The sequence below is a fragment of the Brucella haematophila genome (assembly GCF_005938105.1).
Lineage (GTDB): Bacteria > Pseudomonadota > Alphaproteobacteria > Rhizobiales > Rhizobiaceae > Brucella > Brucella haematophila.
In genome coordinates this window covers 250,846-276,154 of the sequence record NZ_VCPE01000009.1, presented here as the reverse complement: position 1 = coordinate 276,154, position 25,309 = coordinate 250,846, and the positions used below count along the sequence as shown (strand labels likewise).

The window sequence follows — 25,309 nt, the reverse complement described above, 5'->3', positions numbered from 1 at the left end:
CGTCGGTGCGATGAGCGCCGGGTTGGTTCGTCGGAAGCAGCGGCGAAATCACTGCCCACTGATGATCATCAAGCCAGAATTCACCTGCCATGGCCAAAAACTCCCGTTATCGCAGGCAGTGAATCAGTGAAAGGAAACATGATCAACAGTTTGATTGGGTTTCGAGCCTAAACCAGTTCCACGTCGACGACGCCCTGAATGGCCTTCATCGCGCTCGCAATCTGCGGACTGACGCGATAGCGATGCGGCAATTCGATTTCGACTTCGCGCTGACCATTATCCTTGATGACGATGAGGCTCACCTGTCCATCGCCGCGCGTGTTGAAATGCGGCGCGATATGGCGGACGGCTTCTGCAGAGCGCAGATAAAGCCGCATGGCCCTCTGCATACGACAGGCCTCGTCTTCCAGCGACTGCACAGTCTGGATGCGCAAACCAATGCCTTCCGGGCGATCTTCAGCTTGCACGGTGATCACCACCGATTTGCCGCTTTCCAGAAGATCGCGATATTGCGCAAGTCCTTCAGAGAACAGCACAGCTTCAAACTGGCCGCTGGCATCCGACAATTGCACAATGCCCATCTTGTTGCCGGTGCGGGTCTTCCGCTCCTGACGCGCCGTCACCGTGCCCGCCAGACGCCCGGCATTGGCCCCGCGCTTCACGGCAGCCGAAAAATCGGCCCAGCTTTGCACGCGCATGCGGTCGAGAACGGTGCGATATTCATCCAGCGGATGCGCCGACAGATAGAAGCCGACCGCCTGAAACTCGCGATGCAGCATTTCCGACGGCAGCCACGGCGCTGCCTGCGGCAGGATGAGCTGCTCCTTCGGCGCGCCGGACAAGCCGAAAATATCGGACTGACCGCTGGCGGCATTTTCCTGCGTGCGCTGGGCAAAGCCCATGATGCGGTCCATGCCCGCGCTCATTGCCGGGCGTTCACGCTTGAAGCAATCCATTGCGCCCGCATTGATCAGGCTTTCCAGCACACGGCGATTGACGATCCTCGGATCGACCCGCTCGCAGAAATCCTCAAGGCTTTCAAACGGCTTCTCGGCGCGCACATCCACAATATGATCGACAGCAGCTTCACCGACGCCCTTGATGGCGGCCAGCGAATAGAAAATCTGCTTTTCGCCGACTTCAAACGGGCGGAACGAGGTCACGACCGACGGCGGAACAACCTCAATCCCCAGACGATTCGCTTCACGGCGGAAATCGTTGAGCTTGTCGGTGTTCGACATATCGTAAGTCATTGACGCAGCGAGAAACTCGACCGGGTAATGCGCCTTCATATAGGCAGTCTGGTAGGAGACGATGGCGTAGGCCGCCGCGTGCGACTTGTTGAAGCCGTAGTCGGCAAACTTGGCGAGCAGATCGAAGATCATATTCGCCTGCGCCTTGTCGACACCGCCATCGATAGCGCCGGTGACGAAACGGACGCGCTGCTTGTCCATTTCCTCGCGAATCTTCTTACCCATGGCGCGGCGCAGAAGGTCAGCTTCACCGAGCGAATAGCCCGACAGCACCTGCGCGATCTGCATCACCTGTTCCTGATAAACGATAACGCCTTGCGTTTCCTTGATCAGGTGATCGATCTTCGGGTGAATGGAAGCGATTTCCTCTTCACCGTTCTTGCGCGCATTATAGGTCGGGATGTTCTCCATCGGACCCGGACGATAGAGCGCGACGAGCGCAATAATGTCTTCGATCCGGTCGGGCCGCATGCCGAGCAGCGCCTTACGCATGCCCGCACTTTCAACCTGGAACACGCCGACAGTTTCGCCGCGCGACAGCATTTCATAAGTCAGCGCATCGTCAAACGGCAACCGGGTCAGATCGATCTCGATCCCTTTGCGCGCGACGAGTTTGACCGCCGTTTCGAGAACCGTCAGCGTTTTCAGTCCGAGAAAGTCGAACTTGACCAGCCCGGCCTGTTCCACCCACTTCATATTGAACTGAGTAACCGGCATGTCGGAACGCGGATCGCGATACATCGGAACCAGTTCCGACAGCGGACGGTCGCCAATCACGATACCGGCGGCGTGGGTCGAAGCGTGGCGATAGAGGCCTTCAAGCTTGAGCGCCATATCGAGAAGCCGCCCGACGACTGGCTCTTTCTCACGCTCTTCCGTGATCTTCGGTTCGGTTTCGATGGCCTGCGCCAGAGACACCGGATTGGCCGGGTTCTGTGGCACGAGCTTGCAGAGCCGGTCCACCTGGCCGTAGGGCATTTCGAGCACGCGACCGACGTCACGCAGCACAGCGCGCGCCTGAAGCGTACCGAAGGTGATGATCTGGGCTACCTGATCGCGCCCGTATTTCTCCTGCACATAGCGGATCACCTCTTCACGACGATCCTGACAGAAGTCGATATCGAAGTCGGGCATCGAAACGCGGTCAGGATTGAGGAAGCGCTCGAACAGCAGCGAGAAGCGCAACGGATCGACGTCGGTGATTGTCAGCGCATAAGCGACGAGCGAACCTGCACCCGAACCACGGCCCGGCCCGACCGGAATGCCATGGGCCTTGGCCCATTTGATGAAGTCGGCAACGATCAGGAAGTAGCCGGGGAACTTCATGCGGGTGATGATGCCGATCTCATATTCGAGACGCTCGGCATATTGTTCCGCCGTATAGCCCTCCGCGAGACCTACGCTCTCAATGCGCATTTGCAAGCCCTCGCGGGCCTGTCGCGCCAGTTCACCCGCTTCCTCGGCTACAGCGGCTTCCGGATCGTCGGACTCACCGGTGAAGCGCGGCAGGATCGGAGCGCGGGTTTGCGTGTACCAGCTGCAACGCTCGGCAATCTCGACCGTATTGTCCAACGCCTCGGGCAAGTCGCCAAACAGCGCCGCCATCTCGGCACGGCTTTTCAGATAATGATCCGGCGTCAGGCGGCGGCGGTCGTCATTGGAGAGGATCTGCCCTTCCGCGATGGCCAGAAGCGCATCGTGGGCTTCGTAATCCTCCGCCTTGAGGAAGAATGCCTCATTGGTGGCAACCAGAGGCAATTCCATCTCATAGGCCAGTGCAACGGTCTTTGCTTCCAGAGCGCGATCATAGCCAGCATAACGCTGCAACTCGACATAAAGCCGATTGCCAAATGTCTCTTGCAGGAACGCCAGACGCGATTGCGCCCTGTCTGGCCGGTCTGCCGCAAAGGAGCGACCGATCGGCCCAAGCGGCCCACCCGTCAGAACAATGACGTCCTTGGCAAGTGCTGGCAGCCAGCTTGCATCAATGTGGACCGGATCGCCCGCAGGCGTGTCCAGAAACGAGCGGCTGACAAGCCGCACGATATTTGCATAGCCCTCTTCCGTCGATGCGAGCAGGACGAGAGGAGCCAGATCAAGCGCGAGCCTGCGATTGACGCTGCGCCCGTTGTCGTTGTGATCGCCGAAGGCAACATCGACCTGACAGCCGATGATCGGCTGCACACCATCCTTCGATGCCTTCTGCGCAAATTCCAGTGCACCAAACAGATTGTTGGTGTCAGTTACCGCGATGGCCGGCGCCTGGTCGGCAATCGCCTGTTTGATAACCTTGCCAAGCGGCAACGCGCCCTCAAGCAAGGAATAGGCTGAGTGAACGCGCAGATGCACAAAACGCGGCGTGGAAACGCTTCCACCGGCTGCATTGTCTGCTGCTGCATCACTCATTCTATTTACCCCGATCAAACTGAACCGTGCGGGTGGACATACACCCGTTTCATGGGACCGCCTACTGAAATGCGACTGGTCGCCAGCGACTCTGTCGCCTTGAGCTTTCAGTTTCAGGGAATGTCCCGGCGATGTCCAGAGAGACGGCCGCCGGTATCGAAGGGGTACACAAGAGAACCCTCAAAAGCGCATTCCATTCGACCCGTTTCTACGGCGAAATTCAGCGAACGCGCTCTAAGCTTTGTTGCGCATATCTGTGCCCACAACCGGTTTTCCGCTTTGGGAGATATGCTTTCAGTCACTTCAGATCGCGCTGACCCAGATGGCGAAGGTTGCAATAAACAGGCTGACGGAGACGAATGACAAAACGTCGTGGACGAGATCGGTCATGTGGAAAACTCCTCTGTGTTCACGTATGTTTATTTTTTGTTCTATTTTTGTTCCAAAGTCAACACCCTGTTCGAGTCGCCAGTTACTTTAGGGTTTACGAATACTAAACGCGCAACCGCAGGCGGTATCACGCGCCTGCAGTTTCAATAACTTAGCAATGGAGAAGATAACGGCGCCTTGGTCGGCGCCTTTTACAGATCGACGACCTTGCCGTCTTGCAAGGTCACACGGCGGTCCATGCGGCGGGCCAACTCGTGATTATGTGTGGCGATCAGCGCCGCCAGACCGGACTGACGCACAAGGGCTTCCAGCGCGCCAAACACATAGGACGAGGTTGTCGGGTCAAGATTGCCCGTCGGCTCGTCGGCCAGAAGCACAAGCGGTGCATTGGCAACGGCGCGTGCAATGGCGACACGCTGCTGTTCACCACCGGAAAGCTCGGCAGGACGGTGCGACGCACGCTTGCCGATCTTCATATATTCGAGCAATTGCTGCGCACGTTCTGCCGAGGACTTCTTGGTCAGGCCACGGATCATCTGCGGCATCATCACATTTTCCAGCGCGGAAAATTCTGGCAGCAGATGGTGGAACTGATAGACGAAACCGATATCGTTGCGGCGCACCGCCGTGCGGTCGTCGTCGGAGAGCGCGCTGCAAGAACGCCCGTCGAGAAAGACGTCGCCATGGTCAGGCCGCTCCAGAAGGCCCGCTGTATGCAACAGCGTGGACTTGCCTGCACCGGATGGCGCAACAAGTGCCACCATCTCGCCGCGACGCAGCGTGAAATCGGCATCCTTCAGGATGACCAGCTCGCGGTCGACTTCCTTATAGGCGCGACTGACCTTCTCCAGCCGCAGAATAATTTCAGCCGCCATTATTCGTACCTCAATGCTTCGACCGGATCGAGCTTGGCAGCGCGCCAGGCCGGGAAAATGGTGGCGATAAAGGAAAGCACCAGAGCCATGACGATGACGGAAATCGTCTCGCCCGGGTCCATCTTGGCTGGCAACTGGCTCAGGAAATAGAGTTCCGGATTGAACAGCGTCGTGCCCGAAAGCCACGAAAAGAACTCACGCAGCCGCTCGACATTCAGGCATACGACGACGCCGAGGACCACACCGGCGACCGTGCCAGTCACGCCGATAGCGGCACCCGTCATCAGGAATATGCGCATCACTGCGCCGCGTGTGGCACCCATGGTACGCAGAATGGCGATGTCGTGCCCCTTGTCCTTCACCAGCATGATGAGACCGGAGATGATATTAAGCGCAGCCACAAGCACGATCAGCGTCAGGATCATGAACATGACATTGCGCTCGACTTCCAGCGCCGAGAAGAAGGTCTGATTGCGCTGACGCCAGTCAACAAGTGTCAACTGACGACCTGCCGCCTCTTCCACGGGTGCGCGCATCGCATCCACCTTGTCGGGATTATCGACAAAGATTTCCAGAGACTGCACCTTGCCTTCCTGATTGAAGAAAAGCTGCGCCTCGGAAAGCGGCATCATCACGATGGAATTGTCATATTCCGACATGCCAATCTCAAAGATCGCGACAATCGGATAGGCTTTCACACGTGGATTGACGCCAAACGGCGTTACGTCGCCATCGGGCGAAATCACGCGGAGCGTATCCCCGATCGACAGACCAAGATTTTCGGCCATGCGCGTGCCGATGGCGACACCGCCACTTTGGTCGAAGCCTTGCAGCGTGCCCTGGCGAATATTGCCAGACACCAGCTTCAGCTTTTCAAGGTCTTCTTCGCGAAGGCCACGGACCAATGCGCCATTGCCCGCGCCGATAGTGCCCTGCACCAGAGCCTGCCCTTCCACAACGGGAATGGCGAATTTGATGCCGGAAATGCCGTCGATACGCTTGATCAGATCAGCATAATCATCCAGCGGGCGATCAATCGGCTGCATGATCAGATGGCCGTTAATGCCAAGAATACGCGACAGAAGCTCGGCACGAAAACCGTTCATCACCGCCATAACGATAATGAGTGTCGCCACGCCAAGCATGATGCCGGTGAAAGAAAACCCGGCAATAACCGAAATGAATGTCTCACGGCGGCGCGCACGCAGATATCGCCACGCGATCATCCGTTCGAAGGCCGAGAATGGGCCAGACTTCGGCGGCTTTACCGCTGCCTTGACCTGCCCTTCGGACTTTGCTGCCGCCGCGCCGCTCATGCTTCAGCCGTCAGCATGTTGATGGCGGCTTCCACCGTCAGGTTCTGGCGTTCGCCGGTCTTGCGATCCTTGACTTCGACCTCGCCAGCAGCAACGCCGCGCGGACCGACGATCACCTGCGTCGGCAGGCCGATCAGGTCCATGGTGGCGAACTTGGCGCCCGGACGGTCATCCGTATCGTCCAGAAGCGGATCGACACCGGCATTGGTCAGAGCTTCGTAGAGCTTTTCGCTCACGGCGTCGCAACCTTCGTCGCCCGGCTTCATGTTCACGATGCCTGCGCCGAACGGTGCAATGGCCTTCGGCCAGATGATGCCCGCATCGTCGTGGAATGCTTCGATAGCGGCAGCCACGAGGCGCGACGGACCGATGCCGTAGGAGCCCATCGACACCAGATGTTCCTTGCCGTCCGGGCCCTGCACTTTGGCGCCCATCGGCTCGGAATATTTCGTGCCGAAATGGAAGATGTGACCAACTTCGATGCCGCGTGCAGAAACCTGATCGTCAGCCTTGACCTTGGCCCAGTCGGCCTCGTCATGCATTTCGTCGGTTGCCGCATAAGGCGTCGTCCAGCGATTGACGATATCGATGAGCTGGGCATCGTTGCGGAAATCCGTATCCGCGCCCGGCACGGCCAGATCGAGATAAGCCTTGTCGCAATAGACCTGGCTTTCGCCGGTTTCAGCCAGAATGATGAATTCGTGAGACAGATCACCACCAATCGGGCCGGTATCGGCACGCATCGGGATCGCCTGCAGACCGACGCGCGCAAATGTGCGCAGGTAGGAGACGAACATGCGGTAATAAGCCATCTTCGCGCCCTCATAGTCGAGGTCGAACGAATAGGCGTCCTTCATCAGGAATTCGCGCGAGCGCATCACGCCGAAACGCGGACGGACTTCGTCGCGGAACTTCCACTGAATGTGATAAAGATTGAGCGGCAGATCCTTGTAGGAGCGCACATAGGAACGGAAAATATCCGTGACCATTTCTTCATTGGTCGGGCCGAAGAGCATTTCGCGCTCCTGACGGTCCTGAATGCGCAGCATTTCCTTGCCATAGGCGTCGTAACGCCCGCTTTCACGCCAAAGATCGGCGGACTGGATCGTCGGCATCAGGATTTCGTTGGCACCAGCGCGGTTCTGCTCCTCACGGATGATATCGCAGACCTTGTTCAGCACCTTCAGGCCTATCGGGAGCCACGAATAGATGCCGGCAGACTGCTGACGGATCATACCCGAACGCAGCATCAGCCTATGAGAGACGATTTCCGCCTCTTTAGGATTTTCCTTCAGAATGGGCAAAAAATACCGCGACAAACGCATCGTAACCACCGATCCAGAGAGAATGCCTGCTTGCTTCAAGAATCAGGCAAAAATTAAGCATATTTGCAGGTTTCTTATCGGGTTATGCTTGTGTTGAAAACCCGCTTGAAAAAGCTTTGCGCGGAGCGGTTTTCACCATCCACAGGCATAAGAGGCAGGTAAATGGCCCAAGGGTGCAAAACACCGCCTCCGAATTCACATTCAATTTCAATATATTACAGATATATCATCAGCATTTGGAAAATTTCACGAAAGAATTATGACGTTGAAGAAGATTTTTGGTGACAAAAGCTGTGCAGTTCGCTATTTTTTTCATCATAAGAGCAACAACGGAATAAAACCGTTGTTTTCACGCGGTCAAAGTCTTGGGAGGATGGATCCAGGCGCGAGCTACGCAGCCGCCAGTAACATGGAAACGGATCGAACGCGTATTTTATTAGCAAGGCGAAAGCCTTGCTTTTTTTTTGCATTTGCATGGACCTCAGCCCTCACCGCCACTTTCAAAAAAAGCCAGGCAATAACCTATTGAATTTGTGGGATTTATCGAGCTGCTTTTGCAGGCGACTATTTGCAATCTATTGTCAAAGTCAAAGTAGTTTTATTCTTGGCTCAGCCACAGCGGCGCAACGGGATGCGACCCGAGGAGCGAAACTCCATTAGCTTCATATAATTCAGTGGGTTACGATAAGATCATAAGTTTTTGATTCAGGCCGCGTCTCCACGCATCCCTCTTTCATCATAAAAGAAAGGCTGCCCATTTTATAGGCAGCCCTCAAATTCTCATCCGATTTCGCGAATGCGATTATGTCAGATCGGGGAAGAAATGCGGAATGTCATCCAGACCGAAACCGCTGACCTGCGTTACATAATAATAGACGGCGAAGATGAGCGTGGCGACGACCGTGGTGCGCAGAAATGCGCGACCGATGCGCGGCGTTGCCGGGGCGCTGGCCACAGTGCCTAGCGTGACATTGTTTTCCTCAGCCTGCGTCCGCAGACCGACAGGCAGCAGCGCGAAAAGCGCCGTCCACCAGATAATGAAATAGATCGCAATGCCGGACATGATAGACATGATTACACTTCCTCCAGCTCGATCAGCGTGCCGTTAAAGTCCTTTGGGTGCAAAAAAAGGACGGGCTTGCCATGCGCACCGGTCTTCGGCTCTCCATCACCAAGGATACGCGCGCCTTCAGCCTTGAGCCTGTCCCGCGCAGCGATGATGTCTTCCACCTCATAGCAAAGATGGTGCACGCCGCCCGAAGGGTTCTTTTCAAGGAAGGCCGCGATGGGCGATCCCTCGCCCAACGGCTCCAGCAGCTCAATTTTCGTATTGCCGACGTCGATGAAAACCACGGTCACACCGTGTTCCGGCAAGGCCTGCGGCGCGCCAACATTTGCAGCCAGTTTGCCACGATAAAGCGCGGACGCAGCCTCGATATCCGGAACGGCAATCGCGACATGGTTCAAACGTTCGAGCATCAGCACCTCCCTTGCTGTTATTCCTGTCGAGTGATGTCAGCGTATCCTATTCACGAATACGGTCACCACCGGCTTTTTGCCCCACGTCTGATTTGCCGCAGCACGCACGGCGCGACGTGCGGATTCACGCACCAGCTCGACGTCCTTGCGGCGGACACGCGGAATGCTCTCGACAGCCTCGACTGCTGCGTCGAGGAGAATGTCTTCCATCAATTCGCCCTGACCGTCTTCTTCCGGCAGGCCAAACGTTACCAGATCAGGCTCATCGAGCAGCTTGTGCTCGCGGTCCAGCAGGATCGAAACAGCGACGTGGCCGACATAAGCGAGCTTGCGACGCTCGACCATGCCGATCTCTTCTTCGTCACCGATCAGTTTGCCGTCCTTGTAGATACGACCAATCGGCGCTTCATCGACGATTTCGGCCTTGCCGGGAGCCAGACGCAGCACATCGCCATTGCGGATTTGGGCAACCTGACCGATCCCTTCCATCGCGCCAAGTGAGCCCTGCGCCACCAGATGCGCAGCTTCGCCATGCACCGGAACGAGTATCTGCGGGCGAACCCAGGAATACATGCGCTTCAATTCGCTGCGACGCGGATGGCCGGAGACATGCACCAGAGCATCGTCATCACCAATGATCTTGACGCCACGGTCGATCAAGCGGTTCTTGATATCGAGAATGGCCTTTTCATTGCCCGGAATGGCGCGCGACGAGTAAATGACCGTATCGCCGGGCGACAACGCCAGACTGCGCATTTCATCGCGGGCCAGCTTGGCAAGCGCTGCGCGCGGCTCGCCCTGGCTGCCGGTCAGGATCATCACCACGTTTTCACGCGGAATATATCCGTAATCCTCTTCGCTCAGATATTCCGGTAGGCCTTCCATATAGCCAAGCTCGGTTGCGACCGAAATGGCGCGCTTCATCGAGCGACCAACCACCAGAACCTGACGGCCCGCATCGCGCGCCGCTTCGGTAATGGAGCGAATGCGGCCCACATTGGAAGAAAAGGTGGTGATCGCAACACGGCCACGCGCATTTTCGATCAGCTCGCGCAGGCTTTCGCCGACCTGACGCTCCGAAGGAGATTCACCCTCGCGCATGGCATTGGTGGAATCGCAGATCAGCGCCAGAACACCGGCGTCGCCAATGGCGCGGAAGCGCGCTTCATCGATGACCGGACCGAGCGACGGTTCCGGATCCATCTTCCAGTCGCCCGTATGCACAACCGTGCCAAGCGGCGTGGTAATCGCAAGCGATACAGGTTCCGGGATGGAGTGCGTGACGGCAACCGCTTCAACCTTGAACGGACCGACCTCGAATTTTTCGCCAGCCTTGTAGATGGTGATCGGAATTTCCGGGGCACTGAACTCCGCCTGACGCTTGGCTTCAAGCAGACCGGCGGTGAACGGCGTCGCATAGACCGGCACCTTCAGGCGCGGCCACAGATCGAGCAGCGCACCGAAGTGGTCTTCATGCGCGTGGGTAATGATGATCCCGCGCACATTGTTCTTTTCCGCTTCGAGATAACGGATATCCGGCAAAATGAGGTCGGCGCCCGGCTGTTCCGGCCCGGCGAAGCTCACGCCCATATCGACGACCAGCCATTCGCGATTATCCGCAGGTCCAAAGCCGTACATAGCGAGATTCATGCCGATTTCGCCCACGCCGCCGAGCGGCAGGAAGACGAGTTCCGGAGTATTGGATCGGGCCATGAAATTTCCTTTGTAATTATACCTGCTTGCAAAGTGTATCTGGATCAGTTTGCGCTTGCAGCGTTCTTTGTGCGTCTTTCTGGAGGCACAAAGAACGCTGCAAGTCTTTGCATCTAGGCATCGTGCTTTCCAAAAATCGATTCCGATTTTCGGGCCGATGCGCTAAAACTTGATCCCACTTCAGGGAGACATGCTTTCGCCGCATCCACTGGACCTAAATGGCTCTAGTTGCAACCCCGGCAAGATAAAAGAAAGCTGTTATTTCCGCAGTGTTGCAGCAGTTCCGAAATAAACATCGCCTGCTGTAACCGTAACGCGCCCGCCATCATTGTCTCGGATCACGAAACGGCATGCTTCATCTATGGTCTCGAAGCGGCCTTCGATGATGTTGCCTTCAACCTGCATGGTGACATTTCCGCCCAAACCATGTGCCCGCTCCAGCCAGCGTTTGCGAATGGCATCAAGACCACGCCCCTCGTCCCATACACGATAATTGACCGACCATGCATCGGAAAGAGCGGCAAACAATGTCTCGGCATCGCACTTGCTGCCAAGCGCGTTCAGTGAGGTCGCGGCATAGGGCAGATCGTCGGGGAACGCCACGACGTTAGTGCCTATGCCGATGGCGACCGCGAAGCGATCCTTCGCGAGAATGGACGATTCCAGCAGAATGCCCGATAGCTTTGCGCCATCCAGCAGCACATCATTCGGCCATTTCAGGCCGATCTTCGGCGGTACGGCTGGTCCGGAAGCTGCAAAAGCCGCTTCCAGCGCATCAGCGAGCGACAGGCCTGCAACGAAACCGAGCGTCGCCGCCGTTTTCAACTCATAGGATTCAATCAGAAGAAGTGTGGAGGCCAGATTGCCTTCCGGTGTAGACCAGGCACGACCGCGTCTTCCACGTCCGCTTTCCTGTCTCTTCGAAACAAGCCAAAGCTTGCCCGGATCACCGCTAGCTGCTCGTTCCAGAGCCACTGCATTGGTAGAGCCTACCGTCTCGAAAACCTCGAGACGGTAGCCAGCATTTTCGGCGACAGGCGAAAGCGCAAAATGCATTCGACCACCTGCTGCCGTTTACTTAGAAGAACGTCTTTGCTGCGGCTTCGGCAAATCCACCGATCGGGCCAGCAAGGAAGACGTAGAAGAGCACGAAGGCACCCGTGACGCCGAGAACGAGACGCAGCTCGCCCGCGACCGGCACGAAACCGCCGACCGGCTCATCGAACCACATGATCTTGATCATGCGCAGATAGTAGAACGCACCCACGACCGACGCCACGATACCGATGATCGCCAGCGGATAAAGACCGGCCTGCACGGCAGCGAGGAAGGTGTACCACTTGCCGAAGAAGCCAGCGAGCGGCGGGATACCGGCGAGCGAGAACAGAAAGATCGTCATGATCGTTGCCAGCACCGGATTGGTGCGCGACAGACCGGCCAGATCGCCGATGTTCTCCACATTGCCGTCCTTGGTGCGCATGGCGAGGATGAAGGCAAAGGTGCCGAGCGTCATGGCAAGATAGATCGCCATGTAGATCGCCACGCCCTTCACGCCCACAGCCGTACCGGCAGCGAGACCGACAAGGGCATAGCCCATGTGGCTGATGGAGGAATAAGCCATCAGACGCTTGATGTTGCGCTGGCCGATAGCGGCGAAGGCGCCCAGAACCATCGAAGCGATTGCGATGAAGATCACAACCTGTTGCCAGTCATGGGTGACCGGAGCAAAGGCTTCCGAGACGACGCGGATGATGAGCGCCATGGCGGCCATCTTCGGAGCAGCGGCAAAGAAAGCCGTTACCGGAGTCGGCGCCCCTTCATAGACGTCCGGCGTCCACATATGGAACGGAACCGCGGAAATCTTGAATGCCAGACCGGCCAGAATGAAGACCAGACCGAACACCAGACCAAGCTCACGCTGGCCACCCGAAACAGCCTGCGCGATTTCGGTGAAGCCGATATGGCCGGTATAGCCGTAAACGAGCGAGATACCGTAAAGCAGCATACCCGAGGACAGCGAGCCGAGAACGAAATACTTCAGACCGGCTTCCGTCGAACGAACGCTGTCGCGGTTGAACGCTGCCAGCACGTAAAGCGCCAGCGACTGCAGTTCGAGACCGAGATAAAGCGACAGCATGTTGGATGCCGACACCATAAGCAGCATGCCCAGCGTCGAGATGACGATCAGGACCGGGAACTCGAACTTGTCGAACTTTTCCGCCTTGGCGAAACCGACCGACATGACGAGCGTGACGATGGAGCCGATCAGCGTCAGCACCTTCATGAAGCGGCCGAAGCCGTCATTGACGATGGCGCCGCCGAAAGCGGAACCGTTCGCCGGGAATAGAACAACCAGTGCCAGCGCTGCAATCAGCACTGCGACGGACAGTCCGTTGACGAGCGTGGTTGCACGCTCGCCAGAGAACACGCCAATCATAAGCAGTGCCAAGGCGCCTACAGCCAGGAGAACCTCCGGTGCTGCAAGGGTCAGATGAGCTATCAGATCAGTCTGCATGACCTTACGCCTTTATTTTCTTACTGTGCCAGCATTGCATTGGCGGCTCCGCCAACTGCAGCGTCGTAATGTTGAACCAGAGCGGTCACAGCACTTGCAGTCGCATTGAAGACCGGTGCCGGATACACGCCGAAGAAGATGGTGAGTACCACGAGCGGATAGAGAATGATCTTCTCACGCGGGCTCAGATCGAGGAGCGCCTTGAGGCTTTCCTTGTTGAGTGCGCCGAAGATCACCTGACGGTAGAGCCAGAGCGCATAGGCCGCCGAGAGAATGACACCCGTCGTTGCGAACAGCGCCACCCAGGTATTGACCCGGAACACACCGAACAGTGTCAGGAATTCACCGATGAAGCCCGAAGTACCCGGGAGGCCCACATTCGCCATCGTGAAGATGAGGAAGGCCACCGCATATTTCGGCATGTTGTTCACCAGACCGCCGAACGCCGCGATCTCACGGGTATGCATACGGTCATAGATCACGCCGACGCAAAGGAAGAGCGCGCCCGACACGATACCGTGCGACAGCATCTGGAAGATTGCACCCTGAATACCCTGCTCGTTGGCCGCGAAGATACCCATGGTCACATAGGCCATGTGTGCAACGGACGAGTAGGCGATCAGCTTCTTGATGTCTTCTTGAACCAGAGCCACCAGAGACGTGTAGATGATAGCGATCACCGACAGCGTGAAGACAAGCGGCGCGAAATCAGCGGAAGCCAGAGGGAACATCGGCAGCGAGAAGCGCAGGAAGCCGTAGCCACCGAGCTTCAGAAGGATACCGGCCAGAATGACCGAGCCTGCTGTCGGCGCTTCAACGTGCGCATCCGGAAGCCAGGTGTGGACTGGCCACATCGGCATCTTGACCGCAAACGACGCGAAGAAAGCGAGCCATAGCCATGTTTGCATGCCAGCCGGGAAGCTGAACTTCTGCAACTCGACGATGTTCATCGTGCCAGCCTGCCAGTACATGGCCATGATGGCGATGAGCATCAGCACCGAGCCGAGCAGCGTATAAAGGAAGAACTTCAAGCTTGCATAGACGCGACGCTTGCCGCCCCACACGCCGATGATGATGAACATCGGGATAAGGCTTGCTTCGAAGAACACGTAGAACAGGAACAGGTCGAGCGCGCAGAACACGCCGATCATGAGCGTTTCCAGAATAAGGAACGCGATCATGTATTCCTTGACGCGCTTTTCGACCGATACCCAGCTTGCAAGAATGCAGAACGGCATCAGGAAAGCAGACAGCACCACGAACAGGACGGAAATGCCGTCCACGCCCATGCGGTAGCTGATGCCACCACCCATCCAGCCAGCCTGCTCGACCATCTGGAAACCAGGGTTCGAATTATCGAACCCGGCCCAGACAACGAGCGACAGGATGAAGACGAACACCGTCGTCAGCAAAGCCACGTTGCGGATGTTGCGACGCGCAGCCTCGCTGTCGTCCTTGATCAGAAGGATCAGTAACGCGCCGACGAGCGGCAGAAACGTGACCGTTGAGAGAATTGGCCAGTCGGTCATCAGAAAGAGCTCCCGAGCATCATCCAGGTGACGAGCGCGGCGACGCCGATCAGCATCGCGAATGCGTAATGATAAAGATATCCGGACTGCATCTTGACGACGCGGTTGGTGACATCGAGCACACGGGCCGAGATACCATCCGGACCGAAGCCGTCAATGAGCCAGCCGTCACCGCCCTTCCAGAACAGACGACCGAGCCACTTGGCCGGACGAACGAAGAGGAAGTCGTAGAGTTCGTCGAAATACCACTTGTTCAGCAGGAACTGGTACAGACCGCGATGGCGTTCTGCCAGTGCCTTCGGCGTTTCCGGCGACCGGATGTAGAAGATCCAGGCGACGATGAAGCCGACGATCATAGCCGTGAAAGGCGACAACTTAACCCAGGTCGGAACGTGGTGGTAATGTTCCAGGACTTCGTTGGTCGGCAACGTGAACAGCGCACCCTTCCAGAACTCGGCATAGTCGTTCCCGAAGAAGAATTCCTTGAACACGACACCAGCAAGGATCGCGCCGACAGCGAGAATGAGCAGCGGAACCAGCATCACGGGCGGCGATTCATGGACGTGATGCATGACTTCCGCCGAAGCGCGTGGCTTGCCGAAGAAGGTCATGAAAATCAGACGCCAGGAATAGAAGCTCGTGAACAGAGCCGAGACGACGAGCAGCGTAAAGGCGTAGCCGGCTGCCGGGCTGTGCGAAGCGAACGTCGATTCAATGATCGCATCCTTCGAGAAGAAGCCCGCCGTACCAATGATCGTGCCCGGAATGCCGAGACCCGTAATAGCGACCGTACCGATAAGCATCATCCAGTAGGTAACCGGGATCAGCTTGCGCAGGCCGCCCATGCGACGCATGTCCTGTTCTTCCGACACGGAATGGATAACCGAACCGGCGCAAAGGAACAGGAGCGCCTTGAAGAAGGCGTGTGTGAACAGGTGGAACACGGCAGCGCCGTAAGCGCCAACGCCCAAAGCCACAAACATGTAGCCAAGCTGCGAACAGGTCGAATAAGCGATAACGCGCTTGATATCGTTCTGCACCAGGGCAACCGTTGCCGCGAAAAATGCGGTGGTTGCGCCGATGATGGTGACAACAAGAAGAGCCGTATGGGACAGTTCGAAGATCGGCGACATGCGTGCGACCATGAACACACCCGCGGTCACCATGGTTGCGGCGTGAATGAGAGCCGAAACAGGCGTCGGGCCTTCCATGGCGTCCGGAAGCCAGGTGTGCAGCAGGAACTGCGCCGACTTACCCATAGCGCCCATGAACAGGAGCAGGCAGACAACGGTCAGCGCCGTTTCCTTGTGCAACTCATAGCCGAGGAAGTTCAGCACGACCTGACCTGCATCCGCAGCGCCTTCTGCCGGCAGATAATTGGCCGCGGCAGCGAAGATCGTGTTGTAGTCGACCGACTGGAACAAAGCGAACAGGCCAAAGATGCCGAGCAGGAAGCCGAAGTCACCAACGCGGTTGACGACGAAGGCCTTCATGGCGGCGGCATTGGCCGAAGGCTTCTTGAACCAGAAACCGATCAGAAGATAGGATGCCAGACCCACGCCTTCCCAGCCGAAGAACATCTGGACGAGATTGTCCGACGTAACCAGCATGAGCATCGCGAAGGTGAACAGCGACAAATAGGCGAAGAAGCGCGGACGATGCGGATCGTGGTGCATATATCCAATCGAATAGATATGCACGAGAGCCGAAACCGAGTTCACGACAACGAGCATGACGCCAGTCAGCGTGTCAACACGCAGCGCCCAGTCGAAGGACAGCGCGCCCGAGGTGACCCAGTGCAGCACCGGAATGCGCACAGTTTCACCATCACCCATTGGAATCTGGAAGAACACGATCCACGAGCAGATCGCGACGATAACCATAAGGCCGGAAGTGATGTATTCACTCGCTTTTGCGCCGATCTTATTGCCGAACAAGCCAGCAATAAGAAAGCCGATAAGCGGAAGGAAGACGATCGCGTAGTAGAGCATTTGCCCGTCAACCTTTCATAACATTGACGTCTTCCACCGCGATGGAACCGCGATTACGGAAGAAAACAACGAGAATTGCCAGACCGATGGCCGCTTCAGCAGCCGCAACGGTCAGAACGAAAAGGGCGAAGACCTGCCCGACCATGTCGCCGAGCTGGCTGGAGAACGCCACGAAGTTGAGATTGACCGAAAGCAGGATCAATTCGATCGACATCAGGATAACGATGACATTCTTGCGGTTCAAAAAGATGCCGAAGACGCCAAGCGTGAACAGGATGGCCGAAACGGTCAGATAATGAGCGATACCGATTTCCATATGCTTATCCTTAGATGCCTTTGCCCGTTTCGACCTGCTTGATCTCGATCGCCGTTTCGGGCGTGCGAGCAACCTGGGCCGAGATGGACTGGCGCTTGACATTCGGCTTGTGCCGCAGCGTCAGAACGATGGCGCCGATCATCGCGACCAGAAGGACGAGACCTGCAACCTGGAAGTAGAAGACGAAGTCGGTGTAGAGAATGTCGCCCAGAGCAGCGGTATTGGACCGCTCGGCGATATTCGGGATCGGCACAGCGCCCTGCCCCAGCTTCGGTGCAAACATGTTGCTTGCGAATACGAAGATCAGTTCGCCCAGCAGGATCAACCCGACCAGAGCGCCGACCGGCGCATATTGCAGCGCACCGCGCTTCAGTTCCGAGAAATCCACATCCAACATCATGACAACGAAGAGGAAGAGAACCGCCACAGCGCCGACATAAACGACGAGCAGGATCATGGCGAGGAACTCAGCCCCTGTCAGCAGGAACAGAGCTGCCGCATTGAAGAATGTGAGGATCAGAAACAGCACCGAATGCACGGGGTTGCGTGCCGCAATCACCATGAACGCGCTTGCGATCATGATGAAAGCGAACAGATAGAAAAACGCTGCCGCAATACCTGTCAGCATGGGGATCCCCCAACACCTTTCCGTGAGCAAAGCCCTATTGCTTTGCCCGCTTTATTCATAAACTCTTGTTCGAGCATCGAACTGACCGAAAACCCGATCTGACGCTCGAACTGATCGGGAACCCGATCAGCGATAAGGCGCATCCATCGCGATATTGCGCGCGATTTCGCGTTCCCAACGGTCACCGTTGGCGAGGAGCTTGTCCTTGTCGTAGTACAGCTCTTCGCGCGTCTCGGTCGCGAACTCGAAGTTCGGACCTTCAACGATGGCATCCACCGGGCATGCTTCCTGGCAGAAGCCGCAATAGATGCACTTCACCATGTCGATGTCGTAACGCACCGTACGGCGGGTGCCGTCGTTGCGGCGCGGACCGGCCTCGATGGTGATAGCCTGCGCCGGGCAGATTGCTTCGCAAAGCTTGCAGGCGATGCAGCGTTCTTCACCGTTGGGATAACGGCGCAGCGCGTGTTCGCCACGGAAGCGCGGCGAAACCGGGCCCTTTTCATGCGGATAGTTCAACGTTGCCTTCGGCGCGAAGAACTGGCGCATGGAAAGAAAGAACGCGCCGACGAATTCCTTGAGAAGGAGCGATTTGGCTGCTTGAGCGATTGAAGCCATTGTTATTACTCCTTACGCCAGACCGAAGACTTTGAGGAAGGTCGCGGTTGCGACAACCATGAAGAGCGAGATCGGCAGGAAAACCTTCCAACCCAGACGCATCAGCTGGTCATAGCGGTAACGCGGTACGAAAGCCTTCACCATGGCGAACATGAAGAAGCAGAAGCAGAGCTTGAGCATGAACCAGATCACGCCCGGAACCCAGTTGAGGAACCATACGTCGACCGGAGGCAGCCAGCCGCCGAGGAAGAGCGTGGTCATCAGGGCGCACATCAGCGTGATCGCCACATACTCGCCGAGGAAGAACAGAAGGAACGGCGTGGACGAATATTCGATCATATGACCGGCCACGAGTTCGGATTCAGCTTCGACAAGATCGAAAGGCGGACGGTTCGTTTCAGCAAGCGCCGAAATGAAGAAGATCACGAACATCGGGAACAGGCAGAGCCAGTTCCAGTCGAGGAACGATGCAGGCAGGCCGAGCATGGTGCCGAGACCGGTATTCTGCGAAAGCACGATGTCGGTGAGGTTGAGCGAGCCAACCGTCAGCAGAACCGTAACAATCACGAAGCCGATGGAAACTTCGTAGGAAACCATCTGCGCCGCCGAACGAAGCGCGCCGAGGAACGGGTACTTCGAGTTGGAAGCCCAGCCGCCCATGATCACGCCGTAAACTTCAAGCGAAGAAATGGCGAAGATATAGAGAATGCCGACATTGATGTTGGCGATAGCCCAGCCTTCATTGACCGGAATTACCGCCCAGGTTGCCATTGCGAGAACGGCGGAAACGAAGGGCGCAAGGAGGAAGACACCCTTGTTTGCGCCCGACGGAATGATCGGTTCCTTGAAGACGAACTTCAACAAGTCGGCGAAAGCCTGGAACAAACCCCAGGGACCGACAACGTTAGGGCCGCGACGAAGCTGCACTGCTGCCCAGATCTTGCGATCCGCATAAAGCAGGTAAGCGACGACGATCAGCAATACGACGAGCAGAACGACCGACTTCAGCGCCATGATCAGCGCGGGTAAGACGTAAGCTGCAAAAATTCCTTCCATTGTTCCGTCTCTCTCTCGCTTACTCGGCAGCCTGCTGGAAGCCACCAGCCGCGAGCGCCGAGCATTCGGCCATGACGGCGGAAGCGCGCGCAATTGGGTTCGTCAGGTAGAAGTCCTTGACCGGGGAAACGAACGCAGCGCCGCCACCCAGGTTCGAGGCCTTAGCTGCCAGCGCGACGAGATCGTCGGCGGAAGCAGGCGTGATGGTGTCGATGGCCAGCATGTGCGGGTAATCCGCATAGAGCTTGGCGCGAAGCTGTGCGAGCGAGTCGAACGGCAGGCGCTTACCGAGCGTATCGGAAAGAGCACGCAGGATTGCCCAGTCTTCCTTCGCTTCGCCCGGTGCGAAACCGGCGCGGCTACCAAGCTGCACGCGACCTTCGGTGTTGAGCCAGGTGCCCGACTTTTCCGTATAGGCTGCGCCCGGCAGGATCACGTCGGCTGCATGCGCACCGGCATCGCCGTGCGTACCGATGTAAACCACGAAGCTCGAGCCCTTCCGGGTCATGTCGAGTTCGTCTGCACCAAGCAGGAACACAACATCCAGATTGCCCAGCATGTCGCCAGCTGCCTTGCCGCCCTCACCCGGCACAAAGCCGAGATCCAGAGCGCCAACGCGCGAAGCGGCAGTGTGCAGAACGGAGAAGCCGTTCCACTCATCCTTGATCGCGCCGACATCCTGAGCGAGCTTGGCGGCGGTCGACAGAACCGCAGCACCATTCTCGCCGGTGAGCGCGCCCTGACCGATGATGATCAGCGGACGTTCGGCCTTAGCCAGCACATCGCGGAAAGCGTGTCTGCCAGCGGCGAGCGAGCCAAGCGTATCTGCACCGGCGCCGAGATATTCGTATTCATAGCGCAGTTCAGCCTGTTCGCCGATCAGAGCGACCGGGAAATGACCCATGCGCTGACGCTTGCGGATACGAGCGTTCAGAACAGCAGCTTCAACGCGCGGATTGGAACCGATGATGAGCAGAGCATCAGCGTTTTCAATGCCTTCGATGGTCGCGTTGAAGAGATAGCTTGCACGACCCAAAGCCGGATCGAGCGCTGCGCCATCCTGACGGCTGTCGATGTTGGCGGAGCCGAGCGAACCCATCAGGTTCTTCAGCGCGTAAATTTCCTCAACCGAAGCCAGATCGCCTGCAACAGCGCCAATCTTGTCGGCAGAGGTTGCAGAAACCTTGGCAGCGATAGCGGAGAAGGCTTCCGGCCAGCTTGCGGCGACCAGACGGCCATCCTTGCGAACATAAGGGCGGTCGAGGCGCTGGGTGCGCAGGCCGTCCCAGATGAAGCGGGTCTTGTCCGAAATCCACTCTTCATTCACCGCTTCGTTGACGCGCGGCATGACGCGCATCACTTCACGGCCACGGGTATCAACGCGGATGTTGGAACCGACAGCATCCATCACATCGATGGTTTCAGTCTTGTTCAATTCCCACGGACGCGCCTGGAACGCATAAGGACGCGAGGTCAGAGCGCCAACCGGGCAAAGATCGATGACATTGCCCTGCAATTCCGACGTCATGGCGCGCTCGAGATAGGTGGTGATCTCGGCGTCTTCACCGCGGCCGATGAGGCCGAGTTCGGAAATGCCAGCAACTTCGGTCGTGAAGCGGACGCAGCGCGTGCAGTGAATGCAGCGCGTCATTACCGTCTTGACGAGCGGGCCGATATATTTGTTTTCGACAGCGCGCTTGTTCTCGCGATAGCGCGAACCGTCGGTGCCGAAAGCCATTGCCTGATCCTGCAGATCGCACTCGCCGCCCTGATCGCAGATCGGGCAATCCAGCGGGTGGTTGATGAGCAGGAATTCCATCACGCCTTCGCGGGCCTTCTTGACCATCGGCGTGTTGGTGAAGATTTCAGGTGCTTCGCCATTCGGGCCGGGACGCAGATCGCGCACGCCCATAGCGCAGGATGCTGCCGGCTTCGGCGGTCCACCCTTCACTTCAACCAGGCACATACGGCAATTTCCAGCGATGGAAAGCCGTTCGTGGAAACAAAAACGCGGCACTTCCGCGCCTGCGGCTTCGGCAGCCTGAAGGAGCGTATAGTGATCGGGTACTTCGATCTCTGTGCCGTCAACCTTGATCTTTGCCATCGCTTTTCCAAACCTGCGGCTCGTGCCGCAATCTAGACGTCAAACTTTTCCGCCTTCCCTACCCGGGCAGGCTCAACGCAACTCGTTTAAGCCTTATTCCGCTGCTTCCAGACGGATATTGCGGCTCTGCACGGCGTTGCGTGTGTAATCATCAATGCGCTTTTCAATTTCCGGACGGAAATTGCGGATCAGGCCCTGAATTGGCCATGCAGCCGCATCGCCAAGCGCACAAATCGTGTGACCTTCAATCTGCTTGGTCACGTCGAACAGCATATCGATTTCACGCTTCTGCGCGTTGCCCTTGACCATGCGTTCCATGACGCGCCACATCCAGCCGGTGCCTTCACGGCACGGCGTGCACTGGCCGCAGCTTTCATGCTTGAAGAACGCCGACAGACGGGCAATCGCCTTGATGATGTCCGTGGACTTGTCCATGACAATCAGGCCGCCGGTGCCGAACGACGATTTCTTGTCGCGCATGCCGTCGAAATCCATGATGGCGTCCATCATGTCTTCGCCCTTGATGACCGGGCACGATGCGCCGCCGGGAATAACCGCCAGCAGATTGTCCCAGCCGCCGCGAATACCGCCAGCGTGCTTTTCGATCAGTTCGCGGAATGGAATGCCGAGGCCTTCTTCCACCACGCAAGGCGTGTTCACATGGCCAGAAACCTGGAACAGCTTGGTGCCGACATTGTTCGGACGACCGATGGAGGAGAACCATGCACCGCCGCGACGCAGGATCGTCGGCGCAACCGCAATCGATTCCACGTTGTTCACGGTGGTCGGGCAGCCATACAGACCCATATTGGCCGGGAATGGCGGCTTCAGGCGCGGCTGGCCCTTCTTGCCTTCAAGGCTTTCGAGCAGCGCGGTTTCTTCGCCGCAAATATAAGCGCCAGCGCCGTGGGAGACGAAAATGTCCATGTCCCAGCCGCACTTGTTGTCCTTGCCAAGCAGACCGGCATCATAGCACTCGTCGATTGCTGCCTGCAGGGCTTCACGCTCACGCATGAACTCGCCGCGGATATAGATATAAGCGGTGTGTGCACCCATGGCGCAACCGGCGATCACGCAGCCTTCGATCAGCGTATGCGGATCGTGGCGCAGAATTTCGCGGTCCTTACAGGTACCTGGCTCGGATTCGTCGGCATTGACGACGAGGTAATGCGGGCGACCGTCGCTCTGCTTGGGCATGAACGACCATTTGAGACCCGTCGGGAAGCCAGCGCCGCCACGGCCACGCAGGCCCGACGCTTTCATCTCGTCGATGATCCAGTCACGGCCCTTTTCGATGAAGCCCTTGGTGTTGTCCCAATGGCCGCGAGCCATGGCACCCTTGAGGGAGCGATCCTTGAAGCCGTAAATATTGGTGAAGATGCGATCTTTATCAGCCAGCATGTCTCACCTGTTTCCGTTCGTGTTTGCGAATATCGAAGTCATCATACCGGCTTCTTTCCGAATACCTTGATGTATTCCTCGACGCCGCCCTTGGCCAAAGCCTTGGCTTGCTTCACCCATTCTTCCCGCTCGATGCGACCGTGGAAGCTGAGATAACCGTCAACCCATTCGCGCTCGGCCTTCTTCCAGGCTGCAACCTGCTTGAAGGTGAAGATGCCCAGCTCATGCAGGGTTTCTTCAATCTTCGGGCCAACGCCGGAGATCAGCTTCAGATCGTCAACGGCTTCCGGGCGCTCCATGGCAACCGGGCGATTGGTATCATCGAGCTTGAATGCCTGTTTCGTATCGACCGACGCGGCCTTCTCGGCAGCCTTCGACACCTTGACGTCCGAAGGCGTCTTCAGAGCCGGATCGGTTTCAGGTGCATTGGTGACCGGCTTTGCAGCGTTGGACGGCGCAGCGGCCTTTTCTTCAGCAGCCTTGGCTTCAGCTTCCGCCTTGGCCTTTGCTTCTGCTTCGGCCTTCGCCTTGGCGGTCGCGGCGTCCGATGCCTTGCGGGTTTCGAGACCGATCTTCTTGTAATCCAGATCTTCGGTCAGCGAGGTCAGGCCATTGATCGGCTCAGACGTCACGCGGTCTTCCTGCGGACCCGGCTTGACGGTATCGCCCTTGCCAGCTTCGAAAGCGTCGATGATTTCAGCCAGGCGTTCCGGCGTCAGATCTTCATAGGCGTCCTTGAAGATCATGACCATCGGCGCATTGGCGCAAGCGCCCTGGCATTCGACTTCTTCCCACGACAGCGTACCGTCGGCATTGGTCTCGAACGGGTCGTGGTTGATCTTGTGACGGCAGACGTCCATCAGCGCTTCCGAACCGCGCAGCATGCACGGGGTCGTACCACAAACCTGAATGTGAGCGCGCGTGCCAACCGGCTTCAGCTGGAACTGCGTATAGAAAGTCGCGACTTCCAGAACACGGATCAGCGGCATGTCAAGCATCGCTGCTACATGTTCAATGGCAGCTTTCGTGACCCAACCGTCCTGCTCCTGCGCACGCATGAGCAAAGGAATAACAGCCGACTGCTGACGGCTTTCTGGGAATTTTGCGATCGTCTTGTGCGCCCAGACCTGATTTTCCGCGTTGAACGCGAAAGCGGCTGGCTGGACGGCATCATCTGCGAGACGGCGAACGGACATCAGCGGTCAACCTCACCAAACACGATATCGAGCGAGCCAAGAATTGCCGACACGTCAGCCAGCATATGGCCGCGGCACAGGAAATCCATGGCTTGAAGATGGGCAAAGCCCGGAGCGCGCAGCTTGCAGCGATAAGGCTTGTTGGAGCCGTCCGAGACGAGGAAGACGCCAAATTCGCCCTTCGGGGCTTCAACTGCTGCGTAAACTTCACCGGCAGGCACATGGTAGCCTTCCGTGTAAAGCTTGAAGTGGTGGATGAGCGCTTCCATCGAACGCTTCATCTCGCCGCGCTTCGGCGGCACGATCTTGTTGTCGGTGTTGGAAACCGGACCGACACGTTCCTTGCCGAGAAGCAGGTCAACGCACTGGCGCATGATACGGGCCGACTGGCGCATTTCTTCCATGCGGATCAGATAGCGGTCGTAGCAGTCGCCGTTCTTGCCGATTGGAATATCGAATTCCATCTCGTTGTAGCACTCGTAAGGCTGCGACTTGCGCAGATCCCATGCAGCGCCAGATCCGCGAACCATAACGCCCGAGAAACCCCATGCCCACGCGTCTTCCAGCGAGACCACGCCGATATCGACGTTACGCTGCTTGAAAATGCGGTTCGGCGTGATGAGGTCATCAAGATTGTTGAGCGTCGTGAAGAACGGATCGATCCACTTGCCGATGTCTTCCACGAGCTGATCCGGCAGGTCCTGATGGACGCCGCCCGGACGGAAATAAGCAGCGTGCATACGCGCGCCACAGGCGCGTTCGTAGAACACCATCAGCTTTTCGCGCTCTTCGAAGCCCCAGAGCGGCGGCGTCAGCGCGCCAACGTCCATGGCCTGCGTGGTCACGTTCAGCAGGTGGTTCAGGATACGGCCGATTTCCGAATAGAGAACGCGGATCAGCTGACCGCGCTTCGGCACATCGATGCCCATAAGGCGTTCGACGGCGAGCGCATAGGCGTGCTCCTGATTCATCGGCGCCACGTAGTCGAGGCGGTCGAGATAAGGCACAGCCTGAAGATAGGTCTTGGCCTCCATCAGTTTCTCGGTGCCGCGATGCAGCAGACCGATATGCGGATCGACGCGATCGACGACTTCGCCGTCGAGCTCAAGCACCAGACGCAGCACACCGTGCGCGGCAGGATGCTGCGGACCAAAGTTGATATTGAAATTGCGGACCTGAGTCTCAGCCATGTTCAGCT

At 57.5% G+C, this 25,309-nt stretch carries 20 protein-coding genes; 1 reads left to right on the top strand and 19 read right to left on the bottom strand.

From position 1 onward, the window contains the following. Window positions 1-167: 167 nt before the first annotated feature. From dnaE to proS, 4 genes are all read right to left on the bottom strand, one after another. On the bottom strand, window positions 168-3,659 hold the full coding sequence (dnaE, locus tag FGI60_RS15230; protein WP_138785914.1) for a DNA polymerase III subunit alpha: 3,492 nt from the start codon (window positions 3,657-3,659) through the stop codon (window positions 168-170). Window positions 3,660-4,240: 581 nt separating this feature from the next. After that, window positions 4,241-4,924 carry an ABC transporter ATP-binding protein gene (locus tag FGI60_RS15225; RefSeq protein WP_078338440.1) on the bottom strand — a complete coding sequence of 228 codons (684 nt, stop codon included), beginning with the start codon at window positions 4,922-4,924 and terminating at the stop codon, window positions 4,241-4,243. After that, a complete protein-coding gene (locus tag FGI60_RS15220) occupies window positions 4,924-6,240 on the bottom strand; it encodes a lipoprotein-releasing ABC transporter permease subunit (RefSeq protein ID WP_138785913.1) in 1,317 nt (438 codons plus the stop codon). Before FGI60_RS15220 ends, FGI60_RS15225 begins: the two co-directional genes overlap by 1 nt. Continuing rightward, window positions 6,237-7,565 (bottom strand): proline--tRNA ligase, encoded by a 1,329-nt coding sequence (gene proS, locus FGI60_RS15215; protein ID WP_138785912.1) that lies wholly within the window; start codon window positions 7,563-7,565, stop codon window positions 6,237-6,239. Before proS ends, FGI60_RS15220 begins: the two co-directional genes overlap by 4 nt. A 259-nt stretch (window positions 7,566-7,824) precedes the next feature. On the opposite strand from proS, the gene FGI60_RS26300 reads away from it, so the two are divergent. Further along, complete coding sequence (locus FGI60_RS26300; RefSeq protein WP_171058780.1) at window positions 7,825-8,094, top strand: hypothetical protein; 270 nt, start codon at window positions 7,825-7,827, stop codon at window positions 8,092-8,094. Window positions 8,095-8,367: 273 nt separating this feature from the next. On the opposite strand, the gene FGI60_RS15210 is transcribed toward FGI60_RS26300, so the two are convergent. The 15 genes from FGI60_RS15210 to FGI60_RS15140 form a co-directional block, all read right to left on the bottom strand. Next, window positions 8,368-8,637 carry a DUF1467 family protein gene (locus tag FGI60_RS15210; protein WP_078338437.1) on the bottom strand — a complete coding sequence of 90 codons (270 nt, stop codon included), beginning with the start codon at window positions 8,635-8,637 and terminating at the stop codon, window positions 8,368-8,370. 2 nt (window positions 8,638-8,639) lie between these two features. Further along, the gene (gene mce, locus FGI60_RS15205) at window positions 8,640-9,044 is read right to left on the bottom strand and encodes a methylmalonyl-CoA epimerase (RefSeq protein WP_138785911.1); all 405 of its coding nucleotides are present in this window, start codon (window positions 9,042-9,044) and stop codon (window positions 8,640-8,642) included. 36 nt (window positions 9,045-9,080) lie between these two features. Continuing rightward, window positions 9,081-10,757, bottom strand: a complete 1,677-nt coding sequence (locus tag FGI60_RS15200) for a ribonuclease J (protein WP_138785910.1) — start codon at window positions 10,755-10,757, stop codon at window positions 9,081-9,083. A 258-nt stretch (window positions 10,758-11,015) separates the two neighbouring features. Next, complete coding sequence (locus FGI60_RS15195; RefSeq protein ID WP_138785909.1) at window positions 11,016-11,813, bottom strand: biotin--[acetyl-CoA-carboxylase] ligase; 798 nt, start codon at window positions 11,811-11,813, stop codon at window positions 11,016-11,018. Between the two features lie 22 nt (window positions 11,814-11,835). Further along, entirely contained in the window at window positions 11,836-13,272 is a 1,437-nt protein-coding gene (gene nuoN, locus FGI60_RS15190; protein ID WP_078338433.1) for an NADH-quinone oxidoreductase subunit NuoN, read from the bottom strand. A 20-nt stretch (window positions 13,273-13,292) separates the two neighbouring features. Next, window positions 13,293-14,801 (bottom strand): NADH-quinone oxidoreductase subunit M, encoded by a 1,509-nt coding sequence (locus FGI60_RS15185; protein WP_138785908.1) that lies wholly within the window; start codon window positions 14,799-14,801, stop codon window positions 13,293-13,295. Further along, window positions 14,801-16,792 carry an NADH-quinone oxidoreductase subunit L gene (gene nuoL, locus FGI60_RS15180; RefSeq protein ID WP_138785907.1) on the bottom strand — a complete coding sequence of 664 codons (1,992 nt, stop codon included), beginning with the start codon at window positions 16,790-16,792 and terminating at the stop codon, window positions 14,801-14,803. The genes FGI60_RS15185 and nuoL overlap by 1 nt, the downstream gene beginning before the upstream one ends. Window positions 16,793-16,799: 7 nt before the next feature. After that, a complete protein-coding gene (gene nuoK, locus FGI60_RS15175; protein WP_006466598.1) occupies window positions 16,800-17,108 on the bottom strand; it encodes an NADH-quinone oxidoreductase subunit NuoK in 309 nt (102 codons plus the stop codon). A 10-nt stretch (window positions 17,109-17,118) separates the two neighbouring features. After that, complete coding sequence (locus FGI60_RS15170; protein ID WP_138785906.1) at window positions 17,119-17,736, bottom strand: NADH-quinone oxidoreductase subunit J; 618 nt, start codon at window positions 17,734-17,736, stop codon at window positions 17,119-17,121. Window positions 17,737-17,862: 126 nt separating this feature from the next. Next, the gene (gene nuoI, locus FGI60_RS15165; protein ID WP_078338429.1) at window positions 17,863-18,354 is read right to left on the bottom strand and encodes an NADH-quinone oxidoreductase subunit NuoI; all 492 of its coding nucleotides are present in this window, start codon (window positions 18,352-18,354) and stop codon (window positions 17,863-17,865) included. A 12-nt stretch (window positions 18,355-18,366) separates the two neighbouring features. Further along, a complete protein-coding gene (gene nuoH, locus FGI60_RS15160; RefSeq protein WP_078338428.1) occupies window positions 18,367-19,410 on the bottom strand; it encodes an NADH-quinone oxidoreductase subunit NuoH in 1,044 nt (347 codons plus the stop codon). Window positions 19,411-19,429: 19 nt separating this feature from the next. Continuing rightward, window positions 19,430-21,514 carry an NADH-quinone oxidoreductase subunit NuoG gene (gene nuoG, locus FGI60_RS15155; RefSeq protein ID WP_138785905.1) on the bottom strand — a complete coding sequence of 695 codons (2,085 nt, stop codon included), beginning with the start codon at window positions 21,512-21,514 and terminating at the stop codon, window positions 19,430-19,432. Window positions 21,515-21,607: 93 nt separating this feature from the next. Further along, on the bottom strand, window positions 21,608-22,915 hold the full coding sequence (gene nuoF, locus FGI60_RS15150; protein ID WP_078338427.1) for an NADH-quinone oxidoreductase subunit NuoF: 1,308 nt from the start codon (window positions 22,913-22,915) through the stop codon (window positions 21,608-21,610). A 41-nt stretch (window positions 22,916-22,956) separates the two neighbouring features. Next, window positions 22,957-24,111, bottom strand: coding sequence for an NADH-quinone oxidoreductase subunit E (locus tag FGI60_RS15145; RefSeq protein WP_138785904.1), 1,155 nt, complete (start codon window positions 24,109-24,111; stop codon window positions 22,957-22,959). Then, a complete protein-coding gene (locus FGI60_RS15140; RefSeq protein WP_078338425.1) occupies window positions 24,111-25,301 on the bottom strand; it encodes an NADH-quinone oxidoreductase subunit D in 1,191 nt (396 codons plus the stop codon). The genes FGI60_RS15145 and FGI60_RS15140 overlap by 1 nt, the downstream gene beginning before the upstream one ends. Window positions 25,302-25,309: the final 8 nt, after the last annotated feature.